General features: G+C 63.9%; 21 protein-coding genes and 3 pseudogenes. 9 read left to right on the forward strand and 15 right to left on the reverse strand.

Annotated elements, in window-relative coordinates:
• Window positions 1–32: 32 nt before the first annotated feature.
• The 4 genes and pseudogenes from drmD to ACFHNC_RS23630 all read right to left on the reverse strand — a co-directional run bounded on the left by drmD (window position 33) and on the right by ACFHNC_RS23630 (window position 5197).
• Window positions 33–3290: a DISARM system SNF2-like helicase DrmD gene (gene drmD / locus ACFHNC_RS23615; protein WP_437171695.1), complete on the reverse strand. Its 3258-nt coding sequence runs from the start codon at window positions 3288–3290 to the stop codon at window positions 33–35.
• A 110-nt stretch (window positions 3291–3400) separates the two neighbouring features.
• Window positions 3401–3548, reverse strand: a pseudogene (locus ACFHNC_RS23620) (transposase); the annotation flags it as partial.
• A gap of 607 nt (window positions 3549–4155) precedes the next feature.
• Window positions 4156–4719 (reverse strand): DUF6884 domain-containing protein, encoded by a 564-nt coding sequence (locus tag ACFHNC_RS23625; RefSeq protein WP_437171696.1) that lies wholly within the window; start codon window positions 4717–4719, stop codon window positions 4156–4158.
• Window positions 4720–4822: 103 nt separating this feature from the next.
• Entirely contained in the window at window positions 4823–5197 is a 375-nt protein-coding gene (locus tag ACFHNC_RS23630) for a hypothetical protein (RefSeq protein WP_437171697.1), read from the reverse strand.
• Window positions 5198–5999: 802 nt separating this feature from the next.
• Here ACFHNC_RS23630 and ACFHNC_RS23635 point away from each other — a divergent pair.
• From ACFHNC_RS23635 to ACFHNC_RS23650, 4 genes and pseudogenes are all read left to right on the forward strand, one after another.
• Window positions 6000–7862: a GmrSD restriction endonuclease domain-containing protein gene (locus ACFHNC_RS23635; protein WP_437171698.1), complete on the forward strand. Its 1863-nt coding sequence runs from the start codon at window positions 6000–6002 to the stop codon at window positions 7860–7862.
• 551 nt (window positions 7863–8413) lie between these two features.
• Window positions 8414–9349: pseudogene (locus ACFHNC_RS23640) on the forward strand (IS1380 family transposase); the annotation flags it as partial.
• 128 nt (window positions 9350–9477) lie between these two features.
• On the forward strand, window positions 9478–9777 hold the full coding sequence (locus ACFHNC_RS23645; protein WP_437171699.1) for a DUF1971 domain-containing protein: 300 nt from the start codon (window positions 9478–9480) through the stop codon (window positions 9775–9777).
• A gap of 73 nt (window positions 9778–9850) precedes the next feature.
• Entirely contained in the window at window positions 9851–10924 is a 1074-nt protein-coding gene (locus ACFHNC_RS23650; RefSeq protein ID WP_437171700.1) for an NnrS family protein, read from the forward strand.
• Window positions 10925–10936: 12 nt separating this feature from the next.
• On the opposite strand, the gene ACFHNC_RS23655 is transcribed toward ACFHNC_RS23650, so the two are convergent.
• The 7 genes from ACFHNC_RS23655 to ACFHNC_RS23685 are packed head-to-tail and all read right to left on the reverse strand — an operon-like array spanning window position 10937 to window position 19954.
• Entirely contained in the window at window positions 10937–11950 is a 1014-nt protein-coding gene (locus tag ACFHNC_RS23655) for an FAD:protein FMN transferase (RefSeq protein WP_437171701.1), read from the reverse strand.
• 14 nt (window positions 11951–11964) lie between these two features.
• Window positions 11965–12510, reverse strand: a complete 546-nt coding sequence (locus ACFHNC_RS23660; protein ID WP_437171702.1) for a nitrous oxide reductase accessory protein NosL — start codon at window positions 12508–12510, stop codon at window positions 11965–11967.
• The gene (locus tag ACFHNC_RS23665; RefSeq protein ID WP_437171703.1) at window positions 12507–13337 is read right to left on the reverse strand and encodes an ABC transporter permease subunit; all 831 of its coding nucleotides are present in this window, start codon (window positions 13335–13337) and stop codon (window positions 12507–12509) included. The genes ACFHNC_RS23660 and ACFHNC_RS23665 overlap by 4 nt, the downstream gene beginning before the upstream one ends.
• Complete coding sequence (locus tag ACFHNC_RS23670) at window positions 13334–14275, reverse strand: ABC transporter ATP-binding protein (RefSeq protein ID WP_437171704.1); 942 nt, start codon at window positions 14273–14275, stop codon at window positions 13334–13336. The genes ACFHNC_RS23665 and ACFHNC_RS23670 overlap by 4 nt, the downstream gene beginning before the upstream one ends.
• The gene (locus ACFHNC_RS23675; RefSeq protein WP_437171705.1) at window positions 14272–15627 is read right to left on the reverse strand and encodes a nitrous oxide reductase family maturation protein NosD; all 1356 of its coding nucleotides are present in this window, start codon (window positions 15625–15627) and stop codon (window positions 14272–14274) included. Before ACFHNC_RS23675 ends, ACFHNC_RS23670 begins: the two co-directional genes overlap by 4 nt.
• Window positions 15628–15629: 2 nt before the next feature.
• Window positions 15630–17576, reverse strand: coding sequence for a TAT-dependent nitrous-oxide reductase (gene nosZ / locus ACFHNC_RS23680; RefSeq protein ID WP_437171706.1), 1947 nt, complete (start codon window positions 17574–17576; stop codon window positions 15630–15632).
• Between the two features lie 14 nt (window positions 17577–17590).
• Window positions 17591–19954: a 4Fe-4S binding protein gene (locus ACFHNC_RS23685; protein WP_437171707.1), complete on the reverse strand. Its 2364-nt coding sequence runs from the start codon at window positions 19952–19954 to the stop codon at window positions 17591–17593.
• Between the two features lie 160 nt (window positions 19955–20114).
• Between ACFHNC_RS23685 and ACFHNC_RS23690 the strand changes: the two genes are divergently transcribed.
• The 4 genes from ACFHNC_RS23690 (at window position 20115) to ACFHNC_RS23705 (ending at window position 22051) form a co-directional block, all read left to right on the forward strand.
• Complete coding sequence (locus ACFHNC_RS23690) at window positions 20115–21020, forward strand: ferritin-like domain-containing protein (RefSeq protein ID WP_437171708.1); 906 nt, start codon at window positions 20115–20117, stop codon at window positions 21018–21020.
• Between the two features lie 269 nt (window positions 21021–21289).
• On the forward strand, window positions 21290–21556 hold the full coding sequence (locus ACFHNC_RS23695) for a hypothetical protein (protein ID WP_437171709.1): 267 nt from the start codon (window positions 21290–21292) through the stop codon (window positions 21554–21556).
• A gap of 62 nt (window positions 21557–21618) precedes the next feature.
• A complete protein-coding gene (locus ACFHNC_RS23700; protein ID WP_437171710.1) occupies window positions 21619–21864 on the forward strand; it encodes a hypothetical protein in 246 nt (81 codons plus the stop codon).
• 10 nt (window positions 21865–21874) lie between these two features.
• Window positions 21875–22051: a hypothetical protein gene (locus ACFHNC_RS23705; protein WP_437171715.1), complete on the forward strand. Its 177-nt coding sequence runs from the start codon at window positions 21875–21877 to the stop codon at window positions 22049–22051.
• On the opposite strand, the gene ACFHNC_RS23710 is transcribed toward ACFHNC_RS23705, so the two are convergent.
• The gene (locus ACFHNC_RS23710) at window positions 22035–22268 is read right to left on the reverse strand and encodes a transposase (protein WP_437171714.1); all 234 of its coding nucleotides are present in this window, start codon (window positions 22266–22268) and stop codon (window positions 22035–22037) included. The genes ACFHNC_RS23705 and ACFHNC_RS23710 overlap by 17 nt on opposite strands.
• Before the next feature lie 55 nt (window positions 22269–22323).
• Window positions 22324–22963 (reverse strand): annotated as a pseudogene (locus ACFHNC_RS23715) (IS701 family transposase); the annotation flags it as partial.
• A 109-nt stretch (window positions 22964–23072) separates the two neighbouring features.
• Between ACFHNC_RS23715 and ACFHNC_RS23720 the strand changes: the two are divergent.
• Window positions 23073–23246 (forward strand): hypothetical protein, encoded by a 174-nt coding sequence (locus ACFHNC_RS23720; protein ID WP_437171711.1) that lies wholly within the window; start codon window positions 23073–23075, stop codon window positions 23244–23246.
• A 9-nt stretch (window positions 23247–23255) separates the two neighbouring features.
• On the opposite strand, the gene ACFHNC_RS23725 is transcribed toward ACFHNC_RS23720, so the two are convergent.
• Together ACFHNC_RS23725 and ACFHNC_RS23730 are read right to left on the reverse strand one after the other, a co-directional pair.
• Entirely contained in the window at window positions 23256–24143 is an 888-nt protein-coding gene (locus ACFHNC_RS23725; protein ID WP_437171712.1) for a hypothetical protein, read from the reverse strand.
• A 246-nt stretch (window positions 24144–24389) separates the two neighbouring features.
• Complete coding sequence (locus ACFHNC_RS23730) at window positions 24390–24632, reverse strand: heavy-metal-associated domain-containing protein (RefSeq protein ID WP_437171713.1); 243 nt, start codon at window positions 24630–24632, stop codon at window positions 24390–24392.
• Window positions 24633–24854: the final 222 nt, after the last annotated feature.

Raw genomic sequence — 24854 nt, forward strand, 5'->3', positions numbered from 1 at the left:
CATTCGGCGTGAGGATCCGGCAGCGGCATGTCTTACGCCGTCCCAGGCCAGAGATAGGCGATGCCGACCGGCTCAATCCGCGACGCAACGGTGGTGTATCCAGCGCGCACGCGATCCGGCTCTTCGGCTTCTTCCTTTGTCAGGGCTGCGAGACGCTTCTCCCAGGCGCGCCGATCATCCTGAACCTGGCGGCGCTCTTGCTCGTCAGGAAACAGCAAGACCAGCTGATCTTGCGGTTCCGCCTTCTGAATCAGTTTGAGGATTCGACCTCGCTGATCGGCAAGGAGCCGCCGCATGCCTTCAGCTTCGCTTTCAGCCCGACGAGCCAAGGCTGCTTCCGCAGCAACTCGGGCGGCACCCGCAGCCTGCTCAAGGTGGGGGCGTAGATCGGTAATGTCCTGCGGCATCGATGCATGGAGACGCGACCGCGTTTCCGGTGCAACGGCGTCTGCTGTCGCCGCAAGTGCGTCCTCCAGCATGTCGAGCGTCGTGGCCTCGCCGGTTTCGCCATAGGGGCGCAATGGGCCGCGGCGGAGCGAGGGTTCAATCCAGCGAGCCGTTACCGGGACGATCTCTTCGTGGAGGCGTGAGGCGCCAGGGCCGTACAGGCTCAGTCGGCCGAGCAGCACGACGCGAGGCTCGCCTAACTTTGTGGCTGCCAGACATGCACGTGACAGGTCGAGATGAACGAGGCCCTGGGTGGTGAAACGCGACAGTAAGCGGCGCACGAGGCGATGCTCGAGGTGAACTTGGACGGCATCTTCGCCAAGTTCGCCCGGATCCTCGAAGGTGATCGGGCGGAGAGCCGCCGTCGCCCTCCATTCGGGAATCGAGATGCCCTGAGGGCGGGGTTGCCGCAGCAGGTCGAGCGTCGGTTGCCAGGACGCATCAGCTGCCAGCGCCGCGGCAGGGACGGAGTAGCTCTCCGGCTGGCCCGATTGAGGCGGTGAGGCCGGCACGATGGGCGCAACCCGCGAGAGGGCAAGCGACGCCGATAGAGCATCACGCAACTGATCGGGCTTCAGTCGGATGGCGCGGCCGGAACGGTCGAGCTGGCGCTGCAGCCGGTCAATTTGTGCGAGCAACTCGGCCTGGCGCTCACGGCCTTCGTCGAGCTCGGCTTTTGCGATGGCTGCCTTTTCATCCGGCCCAATGGCCTCGAGCCGCCTGATCGTGGCGTCGGCCTCCTTGTGGCGGATACCGTTGGAAAGCAGGGCAGCGGCCTTCGCCTCAAGCACATTTGCCATCGAGCCGAGCTCTCGGCGGATGGTGTCAGACTTGCGCACCAAGACGCGGAGTACGTGATCCTCAGCACGTTGCGGAAAGAAGAAGTACCGGCATGTGACCTCCGGCGCAGGTTGCAGCTTTCGGTCGATGCGACCGTTACGCTGTTCAAGACGGCTTGGATTCCACGGAAGATCGAAATGCACCAGATCGCTGCAGTTCCGCTGAAAGTTTAGCCCCTCGCGTGCCGCATCCGTGGCGATCAGAATGCGAAGAGGATCACGGTCTGGCGGGAGATTGAAGACGTGCTTCAGGCGCTCCCGCTCCGGCTGACGAGTGCTGCCGCTGTAGCAGGCGATGCGGCCGCTTGCTTGATCTGTATGGGCAACTGCTTGCCGTAAGCGGCCCTCCAACCAGCGCCGCGTATCCTCCCATTCTGTGAAGATAATCAGTCGTCGAGCATTCCAGGCGCCCCGCCCTAGCGGCACCCCACGAGACATCCCCAGGTTGAGACCCGAGCACATCTCCTTCTCAATCCAATTTACCAGCCACGCAACGCGTTTGTCGGCTGCGTCGTAAGAGGCGTCGGCGATCTCCTTCATGCGCGCAACAAGTACTCGCTCCGCCGCAAGAATTTCTGCTGGCCCACCGGATGAAAGCAGCGTGGCACGCAACACCGCGTCGTCTTCATCCTCGGCACGGCTCTCGAGTTCACTGGCAGACGCATCCGCGTCAGGCGGCGCGAGCAGCAAATTTGCCTGGACGACCGAGAGCGGTGACGTTCCGCTTTCGCGCGCCAGTGCACGGCCATGCACGCTGATTGTCCTATGAAACGCCGCAATTGAGGAGAGTAAGCGCTGCTGGAGCGTTCCGAGCACGAGAAGGCCTGCCTGCCGAGCGGAGCGCGGCCCCTGGCTCAGGCGGGCTTCACGCAATTCGCGCAGCTCGGCCAGCATCGAACTCAGCAGTAGTTCTGGAGCGTCGGGCGGCAAGCCAGTGATGTCCTCTTGCTTCACAATTCGCCTTGGGAAGCCGCCGCGAATTTCCCGAATATCCTCTTTGAGGCGCCGCACCATGACCGCTTCACGGTCAGCCTTGCGGACAGGATCACCACGCAGAAAGCGCTGCGGGTCGAGGATTTCGAGCAGCGCAGAGAAGCTGTTCGAGTGACCATTGTGGGGAGTGGCCGAAAGAAATATTCGGTGCTCAAATCGCCCTGCGATACCGCGAATCGCGTGCGTAAGATCAGAGTCTTTGGCGTAGCGCGAGCCAGTGGACGGGGCAGCGTGGTGGGCTTCGTCCAGAATAAAGACGGATTTTGCTTTGCTGCCACCAAGCCAGCCTACTAATCCATCGCGATAGGTCGGATCCACCAGCAAGCGGTGTGAAACAAGGAAGAAGCTCCCGGTTTGCCATGGGTTGGCAGCATATCCACGCTGACGACGCACAGTTGCCGCGTATTCCCTGTCGATAATCGTAAAGGTCAGGCCAAACCGCGCCTCCATCTCCTCCTGCCACTGAATCAGCATGCCAGGTGGGGCGGAGATGACGCAGGTTTCGGCTCGCCGCCGCAGGAGAAGTTCGCGCAGAATTAGGCCTGCCTCGATCGTCTTCCCCATGCCGACATCGTCGGCAATGAACTGGTTGACGCGGGGCATAAGAAGGGCCTTCCGCAGCGGTTCAAGTTGATAGTCAAACAAACTAATTCCGGCACGAAAAGGCGATTGAAAGAGAGTGGGATCTGTTGCGGTTACACATCCCCAGCGCATTGTCCGGTAAAATGCCCCGAAGCGGTCCGGCGGGTCGAAGTCACCACCTCCGACACTCTGCCACCCTGATGCAGCAATGATCGACGCATCGGGTTCAATATCCCATAGAACCGTCAGGCTGGTTCCAACCGCATCATCATCAATACAGGAAAGTGTAACCAGCCGGCTCTCATTCGACTGAGGGGGCTGCTCCACCTCTTCGACGAGCCATCGCCGATGGCGCACGCGCACGAAAGCACCAGTCGCCAGTTGGGCCTGGGCCGTTTCATTGGTCTGCGGGAAGCCGAGTGCACTCATCCGGCTACCCTAGACAGAATTCGTTCGCACGCGAACCGGCATAAAGAGGAAATCCGGTGCTGGACCATGGCTCCGGTCGTTGAGCGAACCTCTAGGCTCAGGACTCACAATCAGAAAAGCATGACGGCAGCGAAGGCGCAGGCCGAGAAGAAGAGATCGGCGCATCGCGCGGTAGCGGGTGGCGATGCGGCGCCAGTCTTTGAGCCTGCCGAACATGTTCTCGATGCGGTAGCGCTGTCGATATAGGGTTTTGTCATGCGGGATGGTCAGCTTGGGGGTTCGAAGCTGCAGTACGATGGCCCGATCGGGCCGCCAGACGGTCAGCGCCTCGGGGACCGGGTTGGGTGCAACTTTCCCTCGGCTGGGGGCGTCCACAAGCGCACATAGGCGTACGCCGTCGGAGCAACCCATTGATTCGATTTGGCTAGCCGAAGGTCGGCGAACGCCCGAAAACGGCCCCGCCCCACTTGCCAAGTCTGAGGATCGGCTTAGCAAGCATATGCAATCGCTCAATTTTTCGCGCTTTCTGTGTCGCGTGGAGGCCACTTTGGGTGGCGTCTTCGGGGTGCTTGGTTGACCCCAAACCAAATAGCATTGTGGTCTATCGAGCGGCCGATAACCTGTTGAATTCGCTGGAATTGCCGCATCGACAGTTCCGTAGGCTGAAGTACGAAAAGCTTTCCAGCACAACCCGCAGCAGGTTTGTGCTGACGTCGGTCACACGGCGGACCGCACCCCATCGCGTTCGTCGCTGCCCGCGAATGACGGGCGACCCATCCGCAGGCATCGGTCTGCCGGGCGAAACCATGGGAGTGAATCGACGTCGTGAGGCCCGTAGGGCACGATTTTTCGCCAACTAAGTAAGCTAGATTAAAGGGGAAGTGATCCGCCCCCGCGCAAGAGCATCAGCGCACTCGTAGTGCCAATTGGTCCGGCGAGACGTCGGAAACCGGTGCAGAATGCAGCCTATCGCCCGCGGGGGCGTGGCTGAATTATAGAAGACATGCCTATCGCCCTTCGCCCCAGCGGTGAGGTCAAGGAAGAGCGGTAGGTAATCTTTGCCGCCGAGAAATACGATAGTCTCCTGTGATTCGGCGTCGAACGCATTGAAGTTGTGAAAGAGCTGACCGACCCGCCGCCGCTTGTAACGTTCGGCCGAGCCACTGAAGGTGATGTCGTAGGTCGGCAAGAGGTAGTTGCCGGCCACCAGACCCCAGCCGGCAGACAAGATGAACAGCTTTTCGATACCGATGAAGGTCGCGAGGTTCGCATAGGCTGGCGGCATGTAGAGCTCCGCAGCTGGGATCAGTTCGAAGGCATTGTCGTTGCGCCGGTCGTTCGCCTCCATGATACGGTCGCGCCACGTCTGGCCGGGCCGATCCGAAGGCTGGTCAGGGTGCGCGTGAAGGACGTCGGCGGTGTCCTCCACCAAGTCAGGCCGCGCTACGAAAACGACACGTCGGCCATCGTCTATGGCGAATGATCCGGCATCGGCGCGCTTGGACCCGGCGCACTGCATAACGATGCGCATTTCAGGCCGAGCTACTGACAAGCTGCTCCAAGCGGTCGAGAAAGCCATGCTCCACAGGCTCGCCGATGCCCCGAACGTTCCATAGCCCAGACAGTTGGACCGCAGGTGACCGCGAGTGCCGGCCTAGCCAAGTCGCCGACGCCGGATCGAGGGCGCGCGCGACTTCGCTGCTTAGGAGCGCGATGCTGTTACGCTCGATGAAGCCTCTGTCGCTTTGCGGGCCTGGCTCATCTTCGATCTTCAGCCATAGGAACGGCATGGCACCGATCACGTGGCTGACCATAACCTCGACCGCCCGTTCTGCTGCCCGCTGCATCGGCGTCGAGTTGCTCCCGACATTCCAGCCATCGACATGGTCCACGAGGCCCGCGTCCATCAACGCACCGCCAACATGGCGCCGGAAAATGGATCCCCGCTGGTTTCCTCCCGCAGGGGTTCCGCGGTGATGCAAGAGTCGGGCAGACAGGGTGCTCTTCTGACCAGCGCTGAGGGCGTGCGTGCCGACGCGGACAACCCGAGGGCCGATGCCCGAGCCGCTGCGAGCCTCACCGTCATCGAAGAAGAAATACACCCCTCGCCGGGCTGTCACGTCACGCGGTCGGCACGTGTCCAAGCGCGAGTAGCCACCACGACGATCCCAAAGCGCTGCAAGGGCATCATAGAAGCGCTCGACAGCGCGACGGTTCGGGTCCGCGGGGCAGCTCATTTCGGGATAACCTGGTTGGGCCTACCCGGCTGTCTATCAACCATCCGACGCCGCCGCTACGCTGTTGCGTCTCCCGATGATCGAGGGACCGGAAAAATGGGAACGCACCAGCGCCTCCTGGGCTAGAAGGTAGTGGATCGAGCTAACAATGAGCCGGTTGGCGCCGAAAGCTCCCGCCCCGCCTCTGCGCTCACCGCGAGCTGGCCGACATCGATGCGCGCTTCATGCCGACTACGCTGAGGCAGACCTGGCGCAGCCTGAACGTGACCGCAGGCGAATCTATGAGGCCCCTTCACAGGTCTTTCCCGCCACGCCATCCTCAACGCTAGGTTCCGCTGCTGAATGCTTATCGCCGCGTTGGAGCAAAACTGTGCGCTCGACTCAATATTCTGAAACAAAAGAGGTTGAATCGGACATAGCCGGTTGTTTAAGAGCCAGCATCCTCTCTTGGCGCTTGGAGATAGTGAACTGAATGAGTACCATCACTCCGCATTACCGGACCGTGCAGCAACTCCTGCAAAGTCAATCCTTCGCAATCGATGAGTATCAACGCGAATACAAGTGGGAAAAGAAGCATGTCGACGAACTGCTATCAGACCTTCTAGATAAATTTGAGAAAAACTATCGCGTAGGCGACAACACAAAATCAATAGCAAATTATGAGGAATATTTTCTAGGATCAATAATTGTTAGCCAACGAAACGGCAAGAATTACCTGATCGATGGACAGCAGCGGGTTACCTCCCTCACATTATTGCTAATTTATTTATACCGGGAAGCGAAGCAGAGGGGATTGCAGGTAACCAACACCATCGCTCCGCTTATCTTCAGTGATAATCTAGGGCATCCACGCTTTAATCTTGATATTCCAGAGCGGCTTGTAGTTATCGAAGCCTTGTTTAACGGCACACCCTTCAGTCCAGACGGCAAGGATCAGTCGGTTCGTACGATGTATGCGCGCTACGCGGACATCGAACAGCACCAGCTCATCGCTGAATTAGATGACGCCTTGCCGCATTTCGCGTACTGGCTGCTAACGCGGGTCGGGTTGATCGAAATTGCGACCAGCAATGACAATTATGCCTACGCTATCTTCGAGACGATGAACGACCGCGGCAAGCCCTTGAGCCCTGTTGACATGCTCAAGGCCTATCTGTTGGCGCCCATCGATGACGCGGATCAGCGTCGCATAGCCAATGATCGGTGGAAAAAAGAAGTCCTTGATCTTCTCACCTTCGGTAGAGAGCGAGAAGCCGATAGAGATGCAACCTGCATCAAGGCTTGGCTACGCGCGCAGCATGCAGACACCATTCGCGACAGGAAGGCTGGTGCGACTGACCGAGACTGGGAGCTGGTAGGCACGGTCTTTCATCGCTGGGTGCGCGACAACAGCGCGCGGTTGAAGGTCGGCACACAACAGAGCAACTACATTTGGGTAACACAAGATTTCCCGTTTTTTGCTAGCGCCTACAAGCAAATCATCGACGCTTCGGAAAGCTATACGCCCGGTCTTGAGGCTGTATTCTACAACGCGCACAACGAATTTACTTGGCAGTCTACCGTGCTGCTGGCGCCTCTTCAGGAGGACGACGACCAGGTCACTGCACGCAAGAAGATCGCTGCAACGGCGACTTACCTCGATATTTGGCTCATGCGACGTGCAGTAAATTATATCCGGGTTGGATATTCATCAACCTCCTACGCCATGTTCTTGCTGTGCCGAGATATTCGCCGAAAGCCGCTGAATGATCTGATTGAAATTTTAGGGGATAAACTCGCAGCTGACGATGCAACCTTCAAAGGTAGCGTGCAGAAGGGCCGTGGCGGGATTGATCAACTGGCGCTCAACCAATTCAGTCGGCGCTATATTTTCCACTTGCTGGCGCGTGTCACAGCTTATACGGATGTACGCTCGGGTCGGCCCGACCCCTTTGCCGATCTTGTAAATCGGGACCGGAAGAATCCCTTCGACATTGAGCATATTTGGGCAGACGATTTCCGCCTCCATGGCGGAGTGTTCGCAAACCAGCAGGAATTCGAGCAGCTCAGGGACACTGTGCCTGCATTGCTGTTGCTGCCTGCTGATGTAAACCGCAGCCTTCAGGATAAACCCTACAGCTACAAAGTCCAGAAGTACGCCACTCACCATCTCTACACAGCTAGCCTCACTCCGAGTACGTATGCAAACCAACCCCAATTCGCAAATTTTCGGAGCAGCCACGCGTTGACCTTTAAGAATTACACTGAATTCACTAAAAGCGAGTGGGCGGAGCGGCAGCACCTGGTGGCGCAACTCGTCGAGCTAGTTTGGTCTCCTGAGCGACTGCGTCAGTAGGAAGGGCATGTGGCGACGCAGGTGAAGCAGATTGTTGTTTCGAATATAAGACGGTGCACGACACCTCCGTTGGCGGGGCCGTTTAGGGTGCCACTTTCGAGTGGCTGGAGGCGGCTGTGGGCGACCTTCAGCGAACCTCGGCAGCGCCAACCCGTTGATTCCATTTGACTCGCCGAACGTCGGCGAACGCCCAAAAATACCCCCGCTGCACTTGCCAAGGTTGGGGTCGAGGGTTCGAATCCCTTCGCCCGCTCCAATTTTTCCCAACCAAATCATGCATTTAAGGCCTACCTGATGGGGCCGCCGACCCGGAACGTTTGTTCTTGGGGGCCGGATAGGGTGCCGTTTTTCAGTGGCTGTAGGCGGTTTTAGGCGAACTTCGGCGAACAACCAACCTGCCCGCCCGCTTGGGGCGCCGCAGGCGACTAACCCACCTTATTCAGCGCGCGCCAATGTTTCGGCTGGCGGGTGTCGCGTAAGCGGTTGATTGCGTTTATAGATTGGGTGTCGAAGCCATCCTGTCCACACGATCATGCCGAGCCTCACCCGCTGTGTGCGACGATACAATTGAGGCGTTCGGCTTTCCAGCCATCGGACGCAAGAAACTCACCGCTGCGTTCGACGGCGGACGCATCACCTCGGACGGCGGCGTCCTGCTGCTGGCAGGCGCCGAGCGGCGCCTGGGGATCGCCGAGAGGCTCGCGGGGCTGATCGCCGATCCGCGCAATCCCCTGTTCATCACGCATAGCGTCGCCGACATTCTGCGCGCCCGCATGCTCGCCATTGCCTGCGGCTACGAGGATGCCGACGACCTCGATCATCTGCGCAGCGATCCCGGCTTCAAGCTGGCCTGCGGGCGGCTTCCGGACACCGGCCGTGACCTGTGCTCGCAGCCGACCGTGTCGCGCTGGGAGAACGCACCCGACCTGCGCGAGGTGGTGCGCTTGACCTACGCCATGGTCGACCTCTACTGCGACAGCTATCGCCGTCCGCCCGGCGCCGTCACGCTGGACATCGACGACACCGTCGACGTCGTGCATGGGCATCAGCAGCTCTCGCTGTTCAATGCGCATTACGACGAGCGCTGCTTCTTGCCGATCCATGTCTACGACACCGCGACCGCACGCCCGGTGGCGATCCTGCTGCGGCCGGGCAAGACGCCGTCCGGGCAGGAGGTGCGCGGCCATGTTCGACGCCTGGTGCGCCGCATCCGCAGCCATTGGCCGACCACCCGGCTGACCCTGCGCGGCGATGGTCACTACGCCCGCCCCGAAGTGATGGCATGGTGCGAGGCCAATGCGGTGGACTTCATCTTCGGCCTGCCGGGCAACGCCGTGCTGAGCCGCCTGGTGGAGGCCACCGCCGACGATGTCCGGGTGCGCCGCGCCGAGGCCGCAGCCCCGGTGCTGCGTCGCTATGCCGAGACCCGCTACGGCGCCAAATCCTGGAGCGGCCAGCGGCGCGTGGCGGCCCGGATCGAGGCCAGCCGAGCGGCACCCGGCAATCCAGCAGCGCCGCGGTCGATATCACCGACAGCCGCACCGCTTGGTGTGCCAGAATGTCAGAGTATCCGGGCCCGGTGCAGGCCGACACCCACACGCAGACGGAGCCAGCAATGCCGATTCCCGAAGGACACGTCGCTACCCGACGCAGTCCCGAGTTCACGCAGGATACCATTCCGCCTGCGCTGCGGCAGGCGCATGAAACCACGCATGACACCTGGGCGGTCATCCATGTGCTGGAGGGCAGGCTGCGCTACTGCACGATCAGCCCCGCCTCGGAGACCGTCCTGGAACCGGGCCGGCCAGGGGTCATTGAGCCGGAGTTGGAGCACCATGTAGAGCCACTCGGCGAGGTGCGTTTCTACCTGGAATTTCATTACCCGCCGAACCGCCACCCGCAGGAGGATGCTTGAGACGATCACCATTCAAACGAGAAGCCGTGATCTGACCTTCAACCATCTGCTTTGCTGAGCAGGCGTCAAGCACGTGTCCCTCTCGACCCATCGGCTTCTGTTTGGGCTTGCACTGATCCAGGGCGCCGCGGCGATCCTGGCCTGGACCTTCGCCGCGCTGCCGGCCGCAGGTGGCCCTGCTTGGCACGCGCATGAAATGGTCTTTGGCCAGGCTCTTGCTGTCGTTGGCGGTTACCTTCTTTCCCGGCTCAAGCCTTTCGCGCTGGTATCGATTGCCGCTGTTTGGGTTGCGGCGCGCGTCGCGGTGATGGTGCCGGCCGCGCCCGAAGAAATGCGTGCCGCTCTCTCAATCGCAGCAACGACGGCCATCGTCCTGCCAGCAGCACTGGCCTTCCTGCGAGGTGCGAAAAGGGCTGGCAATTTCGTCTTTCCCGGCGTGCTTGGCGGATTCGTGGCCGCCGACATCCTGTTCCAACTCGACGAGATTGGTGTGATCACGTCCGCCAGGGGGTCAGGGCTGCTGCTGGGCCTGGGCCTGGTTGTGCTGCTGATCACGGCCATGGGTGGACGTTTGCTGAGCGCCGCCGCCTCAGGCGCATCGCAGCGGGCTGGCGGTGCCCGCCTGCCACCTCGGCATGGCCTGGAGCGGGCCCTGCTGGCTCTGCTCGCCAGCGGCTTCCTGGCCGAGGCCTTCGCGGCGCCGTCACCGGCCGGGCCGGTCCTGCTTGCGTTCGGAGGCGTGCTGCTCGGTGTGCGCGTGGTGCTCTGGGTGCCTGGGCTGCGCCGGAGTGGGGGCGATATCCTGGCGCTCGCAGCCGGGCAGGTGTGGCTCGGGATTGGGCTGGTGGCGTGGGCCTGGGCCGCGGCAGTGTTGCCTAAGCCACTTCCGGGACTCTCCGCGCTGCACCTCGCCACCGTCGGCGGCATCGGCGGGACCCTGCTGGTCATGATGGTTCGCGCGGCCGCTCAGCGCGAAGGGCGACCCATGCCGGGCCGGGCAGCGGGGTTGGTCGCCGGCCTGATGGCAGCGGCGGCGCTCGCGCGCGCCATCGGAACTCCGGAATTCGGGTCGGCGCTGGCGGCGTTATTCTGGCTCGCCGCCACCCTGGTCGCCGCCGCCAGTGTCTTCAGGCGGCGGTCGCGCTGAACCGGCGCACCGTTACGCCGCGCCGAGCCGAGCTGTGCTGCCGTCATGCCGCAGCAAGCGTACCTCCACGCCGTCCAGGTCGCGCAGCGCGGCCCTGATCGCATCCTCGGGCATCAGCGCGAAGCCGGTGGATAGGCCATCCGCAAGCGTCGCCTCCGGCGCAAGGACGGAGACGGCGCCGTGCAGCCTTGGGCTGAGCCCACTGCGGGGGTCGAGCAGATGGGTGAACCGGCCCGCGCGGTCGAAGACGAAGCCGAGGTCGGCGGAACTTGCCAGAGCCCGATCCGTCAACTCCGCCTCGCCCCACGTGGCGCCCGGCGCTTCCGGGTCGCTGAGTGCCGCGAGCCAGGGCCTGCCCGAGGGATGCGCGCCAATCGTCCTTACCTCGCCGAGGTCCACCAGGGTTCGTGCCACCCCGCCGGCGCGCAGTAGGGCCACCACACGGTCGGTGATGTAGCCCTGGGCGATGCCGTTCAGGGTGACCGCCATGCCGCGCTGAAGCAGCACCACGCGATCTGGCGTAACGCGGAGCCCGGCATGGCTCACCTTCGCCAGCGCTGCCTCCAGCGCCGCCCCTGCGGGGCCGGCCGGATCGGCTCCCGGCGCGCCGAAATGCGCCGCGTGCAGCGCCCAGAGTGGCTGTACCGTCGGGTCGAAGGCGCCGCCGGTATGCGCCACGGCCTGGAGCGCCCGAGACAGCAGATCCACCATCTCCGGTGGCGGCGCGGCCAGGGCGCCGCGCCGGTTCAACTCCGATAGCAGGCTGTCGTCGCGCCACAGGCTGAACATCGCTTCCAGACGACGGATTTCCATCAGGGATGAGGCGACCAGGCGTTCCGCCACCGCCCTGTCTGGATGATGCAGCGTGATCTGGCCGAGGGCTCCAAGTACCGGGCCTCGCCAAGTCACCGGCGGTGCCTCCGCCGCAGCGGCGGCACCCGGCAGGGCAAGCCCCGGCAGCGCAAGGCCGGGTGCGGCGGCGAGGATGCCGAGGATGCGGCGGCGGGAAATCCCTTCGTGCTGCATGGTGGGGCTCCCCCTCAATGTACGTGGCGCGCCGGAGCCGCAGCCGGGGCCGTGGACGCCTCGCCGCCAAGCGCCCAGTCGCGTGGCACCTCCGCGAAGGCCAGCACGTGCCCACCATGTTCGGCCACGAACCGCTCGGCCGCACCGCGGTCCGAGAACGGAACCGCCTCCTCGGCGCCCATGCCGCCGCGACGCGTGCTACCCAGGACAAAATAGGCCTGCCGCGCATCCACCCAGTTGGTCGCACCGGGATCGTCCCAGCTTGCCGCCTTCGCCATGTCGGAGACATAGAGCGCCCTGATGGCATTTGGCCGCTCGGCCAGATGGGAGTAGGCGATGGTGTCACGCGCGGAGGAAAACCAGACCGGCGCTGCTGCGTCGCGCATCAGCGCCTGACCCTTGGGTCCGGCATGTTCCACCAACGACATGCCACAATAATGACCGATGGCGTCGCGCGTCAGGGCCACGGGCGGCGGCGGCACGCTGTCCGCCTCATCATCACCGCAGGCGGACAGCAGTACCAAAATGCCGAATGCCGGCATGAACATACGTCGCTTCATAGCTCCCTCCGAGAGAAAACCGCTGCGGCGGCGGCGAGCGGGACGAGCACCCAAGCCAGCAGCGCGGCGACCAGGATTGTCGGCGTCAGGCCCGTACCATCCGCAAGGCTGGCCATGCCGGACAGCTCACCGAGGCCGGGCAGTCCAGCCAGGTTGAACAGGCGATAGGCGTCGGCCGGGTTCAGCAGCAGCAGCGCATCTACCATACCCGCCGTGACCCGCCCATCCACGTCGGCGACCAGCAGGCCGAGCAGCGCCATGTCCCAGATGAGCACCATCAGCAGCCACAGCCCGACCGCGATGCCCGCTGCAGTGCCGCGGTCCCGTACCAGCGTGCTCGCCAGCATGCCGAGCGCAACGAAGGCCGCCCCCAGCAACACGGAGGATGCGATCATCAAGGCGAAGGACTGCGCAGCTTCCGCCCCTATTTCATGTCCGGCGGCTGCCAGCGCCACGGCAGCCGCGCCGTAACCAAACAGGGTCGCCAGCGCCAGGATCGCGATCTGACCGAGGAACTTGCCCAGCAGCACCTGCCAGCGCGCGATCGGGTATGACAGCAGCAGCAGCATGGTGCCGCGCTCCATCTCTCCAACGATAGCGTCGTGCGAAATCAGCAGCGCGATGAGCGGCAGCAGAAAAATCGATAGGCTGGAGAGGCTGACCACCACGACCTCCAGCGCCCCGGCGCCGACCCGCCCGGCAGGCGCAGCCCCCAGGAAGGCAAGCGTCAGCGCCAGTGTCGCCAGCAACAGCGTCGCGGCAACCACCCAGCGACTGCGGATGCCTTCGCGGATTTCCTTGCCGGCGACCAGCAGGATGCCCCTCATCGTGCATCCTCCCGATGCTGCCCGTGGCCGCGCAGGAAATGCGCGTAGAGCTCGTCAAGTGTTGGTGCATGCAGTTCGAGGTCCGCGATCCGAACATCGGCTGAGGCCAGGCGTACCAGCGCCATCTTCTCCTCCGCCATGCAGGCGACCTCAAATTCGCAACTTCCTAGACGCCGCAGCGAGCCGGCCTGCGCCAGCCATTCGGGCGGCGCCGCTTCCGCGTCACCCCCAGCCAACGTCACGCGCAGGCGCAGCGGCAGGCGGGCAAGGCGGCGCAGCTCGGCCATCGTGCCATCCGCCACCAACCGCCCGCGATCGAGGATGACCACCCGCTCGACCCGCCCCTCCAATTCCTCGAGCGCGTGGGACGCGAGCAACACCGTGGTGCCGCCGCCGGAAAGCTCCGCGAGGATGTCATAGAGGTCCTGCCGCACCTCGGGATCCAGGCCCGTGGTTGGCTCGTCCAGCAGCAGGACACGCGGCTGGCCTATCAAGGCCTGCGCAAGGCCGAGGCGCTGGCGCATCCCCTTCGAATAGGTGCCGACGCGCCGGCGCGCCGCGGCACCAAGGCCAACGCGATCGAGCATCGCGTCCACAGCGGCGTTGGGCTCCTGCTTCAGCCCGGCAAAGAAGCGCAGCAGTTCACGCCCCGTCAGCGCGCCGTTGAAGGTAACGCTTTCCGGCAGCCAGCCGATGCGCCGGCGTGTCTCGGCGGCACCCTCGGCGGGATCGCGGCCCAGCACCACGATTCGACCCGATGTCGGACGCGCCAGTCCGAGCATCAGCTTCATCAGCGTCGTCTTGCCTGCGCCGTTGTGGCCCACCAGTGCGACCTGACCGCCCTGCGGCAACGCAAACGAAACATCGCGCACCGCCTCCACGGATCCGTAGCGCTTGCCCACGTTCTCCAGAGCAATGAGCGGCAGGTCGGCCTTCATCGGCGCCACCCGGGCGCGGAGTCGGGAGTGGCAGGTGGCGCGATCAGCGGGTGGCTGTCCACGACGCCGCCAGGCAGGATGGCGGGGAACTGCGACTGCGCCCAACGCAGCACCTGTACCGCCGGGCTATTCAGCAGCAGCTTGGCGCGCGGCGCGCTCCACAGCACGCGGTCCACCACATCGTTGGGCCGGTAGGCCCCATCCGCGATGCCGTCACGGTCAAGATCGAAGGCAGGGTTGTCAGACCAGTAGTTACCGCGCCCTTCGCGCGACCAATCCAGGTGGCGCGTGCCGACGTACTTGATCTGGTTGCGATTACCGATGAAGGCATTGCCGATGATGGTGTTGCCCTCTGACCCCGCAGTGAAATGTACGCCGATACCGCAGCCGTCAAAGCGATTGCCGGTGAAGCGGTTGCGGTTGGAGTTGTAGATGAAGACGCATTTGCCGGGCGCGGGGCCGCCTGCCTCGGCAGCGGCGACACCTGCGGGAAGGTGTTCGCCGCCGGTTCGCTCAGCGGCAGCCTCGTCGCGGAATCCTTGAGCACGCCCGATGACGTGATTGCCGCTGATCTCGGAGCCATTGGCGTAGTTGAACATCAGGCCGTGGTCACGGTCGCCCTCCGACAGGTTGCCGATCACGCGAAGGCGGCTGGAGTACATGATGGCATAGCCGGCATGGTTGCCGAGCGAGGCATTGTCGCTCACCTCGCTGTCGTTGGTGTACATGTAGTGGACCGCGAATCGCATGTCGCGGAAACGGTTGCCAGTGAGGACGTTGCGCTGGCTGACCCGAACGAAGATGCCGTCCCGGCCGAAGCGGATGTCGTTACCTTCCACCCGCGCGCCGGGCGCGTTCCAGACCGAGACACCGTCCCCGCGCTCGGACATGCGCCGGCCGCGCTGGCCGGTGATGACGTTGCGCCTGACGATGGCGTGCTCGGCACCGTGGACGTAGACGCCGAAAAGGTTGTCCTCGATCCGGTTGTCTTCCACGATCGCACCCCTGGCGGACTGGCGGAGCAATACGCCCGAATCCATGCCGCTGAGATCCGATCCCGAGCCACGCAAGGTCAGGCCTCGGACAGCAGCGCCTTCGGCCGTGACAGTGACGACACTGCCGCGGCCTGGACCCTCGAGGATTGAGCCGTCGCGCCCTTCCAATGCGACGGCGCGATCGAGAAGCAGGGGGCCGTGATGCACGCCAGGCAGCAACTCAACCGTCCCGCCCGGTGGTTCCGCTGCGATTGCTGCCTGCACGCTCTGGCCAGGCTCGACAGTGGTGCGTGCCGCTGCCGTGCCGGCGTCCAAGACGAGCACCGCCGCTGCCAGCAGGGAGAGGCGGTGCATCATGCTCACGCGCTCCGTGCCTCCACCAGCATGCGGCCCTTCATTTCCATATGCATCGCGTGACAGAACCAGGTGCAGTAGTACCAGTACACGCCGGCGCGCTCGGCCTTGAAGGTGACGGAAGCGGTGGCCTGCGGCGCCACCTCCATGCTGATGCCATAATTGACGATGGCAAAGCCGTGCGTCAGGTCCTCTACTTCGTCGATGTTGGTGACGAAGACCGTCACCTCGTCGCCCTGGCGAACGCGGAAATCATTCAGTCCAAAGGCCGGAGCGCTGGAGGTCATGTAGACCCGCACCTTGTCGCCGTCGCGCACCACCTTGCTGTCACCCATCAGGTCGACGCCATCGGCCTGAGCCTGCCGCACGGCTTCGCCGAAGAAGGCGTCATCCCGGTTCCAGCGATGGATCGGGTTGATCTTGGAGCGGTGAACGATGGTCGCGTCGTGCGGCTCGGCGTAGCTGGGTCCGTCATGCACCAGGATCATCCGGTCGCCGGAGATGTCGATGAGCTGGTCATTCTCCGGCTTTAGCGGCCCCACGTTCAGGAAGCGGTCCTTAGAGAACTTGTTGAGGCTGATGAGCCACCTGCCGTCGGCCTCCTTGGTCTGGCCCATCGACGTGTGGTTGTGGCCGGGCTGGTAATGAACGTCGATCTTCTGGATGATCGGATCTACCTGCTCCCCGGCGAAGGCGCGGCGTGCGGCGTTGATGTTCCACTTCACGATCTGGCTGTCGATGAACAGCGTGGTGAAGGCGTTGCCGCTGCCGTCGAAGGCGGTGTGCAACGGACCGAGACCAAGCTCAGGTTCCGCCACGACCGTATCGCGCGGCTGGATCTTGTCGTCGAACAGATCATCAAAGCGGCGCACATCGAGCACTGTCGCGGTCGGCGAAAGCTTGCCGTTCACAACCACATTGATTCCATCGGGCGCGGTGTTGATGCCGTGCGGGCTGTTCGGTATCGGAATGTAGCGGGTGAGGGCAGAGCCCTTCCTGCCGTCCAGCACCTTGACGCCACCCATCTCGCGGAATTCGCCGCGACGCACAGCTTCCTCGATGCGGCCGATGTTGAAGACGACGACCCAATCCTGCTCATTGGCCATCGTCTCGGCCAGCGTGACGCCGCCTTCCGAGTTGTAGCAGGTGGAGAAGGCATACTTGCCCTGGTAGTCGGCGTCCACGTTGTCGAGGTTGCCATCGACGATGATCTGCCACGCGACCTGCATCGTGTCGCCATCGACCGCGGAGAAGATGGAGCGGTAGGTTTCCGGCTTGTCCAGATCGCGCCCGTCATTGGGCAGTGGAACCCCGTCTTCGCCATTGCAGAAGACGTAGCCGGTACGCGGGAACTTCTGCACGCGCAGGCCGTGGACGGTGTGCTGGTTCGGCAGCTCGAGGATCTTGTCGCAGCGCATCACGTCTAGGCGGATGCGGCAGACGCGGGTGTTCAGCTTGTCGTTGGCGAACAGGTAGCGGCCGTCATACGTGCCGTCGGTGAAGGACAGGTGCGGATGGTGCAGGTCGCCGGCGTCGAAGGTGGTCCTGCCGATGCTGCTGAGGTAGCTTTTTGTCTCCGGGGTCAGCCCTTCCGTCAGCACGCGCAGGCTCTCGTTGGTCTGACCCCAGCCGGTAGCACTATCCCGGTTGAAGACCGGTACGCGGATCAGCTCGCGCATCGACGGCATGCCGTAGATCCGCACTTCGCCAGACTGGCCGGAGGAGAAGAACGCGTAATACTCGTCGAGTTCCCCCGGCTTCACCTCGTAGCTCTGCTGAGCGGGCCGGGAAGGCTGCCGTGTCTGGGCGTCGGCAGAGGGGACGAGCGCCTGACCGCCCAGTCCGGACACCACCGCACCGCCGGCTGCCGCACCGATCACACCCGCCGCTGCGGTATTGCCGAGTAGCGTGCGGCGATTGACACCTGGCTTTGCCTCGTTTTTCTCAGTCATGGTCTGTTCCTTTCTTACGATCCGGGTACTGGCGGCGCGTTGGCAGCCGCCTGTTGGCCCGTTCGGGTGATGATGGTTTTCGGGCCCTGGCTCACGCCGGCCGCGGCTCCGCGGCCCAGCCCGGGAAGTGGCACCGCGCTCATCGCGATCTGCTTTTCCCGCTTCAACCGCGTCTGGATGTTGTGCGGGCAGCGATCCTCGGCGCGGTAAAGCTCCTGGCAATGCATGCAATAGATGCATTCATTCGGATTGATGTTGCCCTCAGGGTGGATGCTCTGGACCGGGCATTCCCGTGCACAGCGTTGGCAGGGCGTGCCGCATTCCTGCCAGCGCTTCAGCCACTCGAAGGTCCGCATTCGTGCCGGGATGGCGAGAGCGGCACCAAGCGGGCAAAGGTAGCGACAGAAGAACCGCTCGATGAACAGGCCTGCCGCCAACAGCACCACCGCATAGAGTGCAAACTGCCACTCTCGCATGAACTTCAGGATGATGGCGGTCTTGAACGGCTCGACCTCCGCCAGTTGCTCGGCCAGGGCGACTGAATAGAACGAGGTGCCGAGCAGGCCGAGGAAGATGATGTACTTGATTGGCCAGAGCCGCTCATGCAGCCCCCAGGGCACGGTGATCTGGGGCACGCGCAGTTTCTGAGCGACGTTGGCCAGCAACTCTTGCAGGGCCCCGAATGGGCAGAGCCAGCCACAGAAGACGCCGCGACCCCAGAAGATCAACGAGGCCGCGACACCAGTCCACAGAATGAAGGTCAGTGGCGAGGCAAGGAAGTAGTCCCACTTGAACCCGGTGAGCAGCGAGTTCGCGAAGGTGATGACGTTTACCACAGACAGCTGCGCGTTCGCATACCAGCCGAGCCAGAGCAGCGTCCACAGCAGGAAGCCCTTCCGAACCCAGTTGAACAACACAGGTCGCCTCACAAGCTGATCTTGGAAGAAAAAGATGCCTGTCAGAACGAGCAGCGCCGCGACCGTGATGCCGATGTCCAAGGTCTTCATGCGCCAGATGCGCTGCCACAGCGGCTCCTCCACCGCGTCGAAGGGTACGGCGCCTGCCTCGGAGGAAGCCGGTGCGGCGGTTGCTACCGGCGCAACCGGCGGCGCGGGAGGCGGTGCTGGGCGCACAAGGTAGGGTTCGGGAAGGCTGTAGCTCACCTCGAAGGGCAGGAAGGCCTTGTCCCGAACACTGAGCGCGCGCTGTACGAGAAGCTGGATCTGCCAAGTCGCCACCGGATCCAAGCCGAATTCCGGAGGCACGGTGAACAGCGCGATTTCCGGTAGCCTGGGCGCGCCATCAGCAGCGATGTCGCCCAGCCTCGTGTGATCGCGATCCCGGAAGCGCAGCGTGCGCCCGTCCTGGATCAGCTCGATCCGGTCAAAGATGCCGCCGCGGACATAGCCGGAGCCCTTGAAGGAGTAGATGCCCGTGCCGGCAACCAGGATCGCCTGCTGCCCCGGCTGAAGCTGGACCACCAAACGCTGGTAGGCCGCATCCCCCAGAAGACTGCGGCCAATGGTCGGCACGCTGACCTGCGCCACGTAGAGGTCGATGAAGGTCTCGTCCGGCTCGCCCGGCTCCGGTCTATTGGCGGCGGCCTGGTTGCCGCTACGGGCGAAGGCCTCGTTCACATCGCCGAGCGAGAGGTTCAGGCGGCGCACCGAGCCGTCACCGAGCAGGCTTTCCCAGTCACGAACCTCGCCGGGTCCTGGCGCCAGGGTCGGCGGAGGAGCTGCGGCCGCCGGCGCTGCACCCTGAGGGGAGGCCGCGCCGCCGGCGAGCCGACCCGAGCGGATCAGCCGCACGGCGGAGCGTACGACGCTGTCCGCCATCACGAGAACAGTCACCGTCGCGCCACTGACGATATCGGTTTGCGGAGGCCGCGCCTCGCCACGTGCGATCGGGGCCATGGCCGCGCCGACCAGGCTGTTGATGGCGGTTACGACCCGCTGTTGGGGGATGCCGATCAGCACGATCGGCTCCTTGTGTTCCACAAGGTCGAGGCCGCGGATCACGCCCTCGTTGTCGATCGCGACCACGATGTGGATCGGCTTGCCGGAGTACCCGCTGGCATCCGTGACGTCTGCGTTGAGGTAGACATGACCAATCTGCTGGCTGCCGCTGTATACCGGAGCTAGTGGCGGCTCGCCCTGCGGTGGGCCGATCCGGTCGGCGCCCGGGAAGATGGTCGATACCACGACATGCGGCAGGAACTCGGCCAGGCGGGCTGCGCTGGCCGGTGTTGCAGCGACCAGAAGCAATATACACAGGAACAAGCCAAGAACGACTCGGCTACGCGCTGAGTAATTGCGTACATATCGGCCTTGCAATTGATACAGATCCTTATCCGCAGCCGGTAGCAGCAGCACCATAGATGCGCACGTGCAGCCTGAAATTGATATGCCGCAATCTAACGAAGAAACTGATCTAGTATAAGAATCCATGTGTTCTTCTGTGAATACCTGTCAGAATCGGCCGCCGTGCGGTTGGCGTTTAACCTATCTGGTACAGCGTTTGCGGGAGAACGTCGCGATGTCGATACTGAAAACCGAACCGGCCTCAGCCATCAGAACGCTAAATGAACTTTTCGCGATAGCCGAGGCATTGGAGAAGGATTCGGCGTCACGCTACGCAGAACTTGCGGTTCAAATGCGCGCGGCCGCACTGCCGAGTGTGGCGGATGCTCTGGAACACATTGCCGCGGAGGAGCGCGAACATGTGGACCGGGTCATCGAATGGTCTCGCGCTCAGACCGGCCTAGCGCCGGATGCTGGCCTGATTAGCTGGCTGCCGCCTGAAGCCTTCGACGAGGAGGAAGCACGCGGCATCGCCTCATCAAGCCTCGCCTCGGCTTACCGAGCGCTGTCCATGGCTGTCCGAAACGAGGAGCGTGCCTTCGCGATTTGGACCTACATCGCGGCGCACGCAGATGACCCCACAATCCAGGAAGCGGCCGAGCGCATGGCCAGCGAAGAATTGCGCCACGCCGCACTGCTGCGACAGGAACGCCGCCGCGCCTTCCACACCGAGCGTCGGCAGCGGGGCCAGGAGGACGCCGCAGCGCACCGGCGGCCGCCGGCCGAGGAGGCCGCGCACGCTGAACGGGCACTGGCGTCTTTGCTTACATATCTGGCTGATGAGCCGGCGGCGTCTGGCGGGCTGCGGCAACTGGCGGACGAGTCGCGGTCCATGGCGGAAAATGCTGTCGAGGTCGCAGGCGCCAAGGCCGAAAGGGGAGGTTCGCCAGGATCCCACACCAGCACGCCGCCTGCCGCCCCGGGAATCACGGCGCTGCGCCTGTCTGAGCAGACGGTCGAGGCCTATCTGCACGCCGCGGATGCGGCCGGGGAGGAAGATGCGATGCGTCGGCTGCAGTCTCTCGCGGAGCAGGCGATTGCGCGGGCCGTTGTGCTACGGCGGATGCTGGGTGCGGATTGACGGTGGATCAGCATGGAACAAAGGCTCCGGCGCATTTTCCGCGCTGGTTTGGCGTTGATGAAGGGTACCTTCACCGAGGGAGACCCGCCGAGAGCCGCCTGAACCCCGCCGCATCTCCCGCCGCCACGTGAACACCTGCTGCGAGCTGATCTGCCAACGACGCGCTGGTGACCGCGGCATGGCCTCCATGGTGAATTCCACCTCGGCTAATATAAGGAGCTCGCGTTGGCCATTGGCCGACGACCGGCGCCTCGGGCGGGCGGCTGTTTGTGCGGGTGTTCGACGGGGCGGGGAATGTGCGGGAGGACATCGCGGGCGATGTGCTGGCCTCGATCACCACCATGCAGTGGAACGGGCCGGCCAAGGGCTGGAATGCCGGCGCGCCGATGGATGATGCGAACTTCAATCGGCGGCAGACCATCCGCGTCGGCGCGTCGGTCGCCTATGCGCAGGTGGGGGTAATCGGCTTCGACGGCACGATCGACCTGCAATCGCTGCGGCTCTACGGCCGCCAGAGGCTGCGCCCGCGGTGCTAAATGGCACGCCACTGTTGACGGGGGCGCTGTTCGGCTCAGGGCGGCGGGAGTTCGCAGCCGAGGTGTCCTGGGATCTGCCCAGCCTGGCGCCGGGGGCAACGGCGCTGCTCGATGTCACGGTAAACGGCGCGCGCGCCGGCGACATGGCAACGGCGTCGCTGGTGTCGTCCACGCGGTTCATCGAGCTCGACGCAGCCGTGTGGTCGAACAACACGGTGCGGGTGATGGCGCGGAACATCTCCGCGGCGACGTTCGACCTGGCGGCGGCGACGCTGTCAGTTGGGGTGGCGAAGCGGCGGATACCTTGATCGGTTGGTGGTGTCCGACGCCGCGGCGCTGGCGAAGTGGAACTGGAACGGCAGCGAGTGGACGGTGATCGCACCGCAACTGTCGCAGACAGGCATCACGTACGATCCGCCGATGCGATGCGTCAAACAGATGCTGCTGGATGGCGCGCCGGACAGCGGGGAGGCTTGGTTCAGGCGGCGGGCCTGAGCGGCGTTTTTTTCCCCTTGGCTGCCGCGAGTCCGTGCGTCTGCAGGAAGGCGTAGGCGATCATCGCCATCAGCGCGTGGCGGTGCAGCCCGGTCCATGAACACCCCTCGAAGTGATCGAGGCCGAGTTCTTCCTTCAGTTGCTGGTGCGCCTGCTCGCAGACCCAGCGCGCCTTGATGGCGGCCGCCAGCGCGCGCAGCGAAGTGTCGGCGGGCAGGTTCGAGAAATAGTACTTCCGTTCGCCACCCGAGCGTCGTTCCCCAACGGCTCAGCGCCTGGCGGAAAGGGGCGCTCAGACCATACCCGGCATCGGCTAGCACCGCTCCGAAGCACAGGCCCGTTGTACGCAGGCGGTCGATCTCCTCGATGGCGATCTCGGGCTTGCTCATTGGTGCCTGACACTCCGTTGGCACGCCGGCACGGCGTAGTCGATCGATCGACGGTCCAGCTTTCGGGCAGGAACAGCCGGAGACCGACCATCACCGGCACCTCGCCTCTGGCCAGCGTCAGCGAAACCAAGGTCTGGCAGTTGGCCCGCTTGCCGAGCGCCGATGCGTATTGCGGCGCCACACCCACCGAGGCAGAGCCCTTCTTCGGCAGGGCGGTATCATCCACCACCAGCACAGCATCCTCACCACCGAGCAGATCATCGGCCTTGCGGGCAAGTTCCTCCACGAGCGGTGCGGCGTCCCAGTTCCCGACCGAGACGAAGTGATGGAGCTGATCGTGCGCCCCAAGACCAAGGCGCTCGGCCATCGGCTGGACGCTCTTGCGATCACCAGGTCCAATCAGCCCAGCGACGTAAAGCGGGCACATGCGCTGTCGTGCCTTGTGCCCGAGGCGCTCGAGGAACGGCGCTAGCCACCGTTCGAGATCAGTCCTCCAGCCCCCGCTGACATTCGCTCTCGCCATGATCCGCTCCCCACAGCCGACCCCTCATGAATCACGCAACGCTGGCCGAGGGAATCCAAATCGATCAGCGCAAGCCCTTCTGCCAAAGTAGTGCTAGGTCGATGTCGCGGTGAAGCACTGGCAGGCTTTCACGGGCGCGGCGGCGACCCTGGTGGGCAACGGCCGGGCCTTTGCCGAAATCGAGGCAAAGTCGGGCGAGCCGCGGGACACCTATGACTTGGTCGCCTTCGGCATAAGGCCGCACCGGATCCTCATGCGCTTTCGCGGCAGCGAGCCGGTCTGACCTTTCTCGTCAGCCTATCCAGGTGATTCCGTTTGGCGTGCGGCCAGTGCGAAAGCGTCGCGTGACGCGCTGAGCGGCGACGTCGATCTCTGCGACCGTATTGTCGTAGATGTTGGTCACGAAGGCGCTGCTGCCGGTCGCGCAGATCACCACGCCATGTGCGCCGCGGCCAGTCTCGATCGTTGCCGCCACTTTGCCCGCCGCAACGTCGATCACCGAGACTCCCGTCCCCGGCGAGGCCCGCGTTCCTTCGTTGGCGACATAAAGAAACCTTCCGTCCGGTGTCGCGAAGACCTGCACCGGGCCCCGACCCACGGGGATGCGGCGGACCACCCGTCGCTCCGCAACGTCGATCTCCGCCACCGCATCAGCGCCGCGGAGCGACACGAAGGCCCGCGATCCATCTGGAAGGAAAGCCACCTGCACAGGCGAGGGCCCAACCTGGATCCGCGCCACCTCCTCGGAGCGCGAGACGTCAACCACGGAGACCGTGCCGCCCCGAACATTCGCGATCCACGCCTCGCGCTCCTCCGGCGATAGGCGCAGACCATGCGGATACTGTCCGAGCTTGACGGTTGCTACGATGCGCCGGCCAGCTAGGTCAACGACTTGGAGCGCATCCGCTTCGGAGTCGGTCAGGAAGGCGCGTGTCGCGGTGCTGTCGGCGACGACATGCGCCGGGTGCCGCCCAGCGGCCATTTCGGTCACGATGCGTGGTGCAGCACCGGCCACCGGCTCCAGAACGACCAATCGCGCCGCGATGGGCCCGTGGCCAGGACCATGCGCCGTTGGCGCATTCCCCACCGCCAGCAGCCAGCGGCCGCGCCCGGCTGCTTCGACGTTGTGCGGCGCGATGCCGAGCTGGGTGGTACTGGCGCGGCCAGTCGCGAGGTCCACCGCAGTGATTCCGCTGCTACCTTCGTCGGCCGTGAAGATCGTGCCGCCGCACTGGGAAGCCAGAAGGCGCTGAGGCGCTGCCAGGGCTAGCCCAGCACCTGCAAAAAGCGTCGCAGCTTGGCGACGGGAAAAGCACGGTATCATATTCCCCTCCATGAAATAGAGAATGCTGCGCCGCCAACATGTCGGCGGCGTGCCAAGCGCGCTACAAAGCGTTGCTGTGCGCCTGGTGCCGCCGCGCAGGGGTTACGCTCCGAGGCGCTCACTCACCCAGCCGGCGTCCACCAGCGCCTTCTCGAGCCGTGCCGCGTCGACAGAAGCCTGCTCCACCGCAACCTCGCGGCGCTCGAGATCGAAGCGCGGCTTCGCGGCGGGGTCGACTTCCCGGAGTGTCGCAGTGACGCCCTTTGCACAGCCACCACAGGTCATGTTGGAGATGCGAAACCGGACCATGTCGTCCTCCTCTGCGTAGTGTTCGCGGAGGAACATGGGGCTTGCCTCTATAGTAGAGTCAAGGCGCCGAAGAATATGACATCATTTGTCGCAGTCCTGACGCCGAACCGCCGATCGATCCCGGGTGTTCGGAGCCTCGATCAGACGGGCTCGCTGTTGGCTTGAAGCAGCTTACCCAGTGGCACGCCAGATCTGACCTGCGGCCGGTCGCCCCTTTCCTGGTGGGAAACCCTGCGCAGAAGAGGCGATCGGTTCCAG

Origin of the sequence: Falsiroseomonas sp. E2-1-a4 (assembly GCF_051433165.1) — a bacterium.
Taxonomy (GTDB): Bacteria; Pseudomonadota; Alphaproteobacteria; order Acetobacterales; family Acetobacteraceae; genus Falsiroseomonas.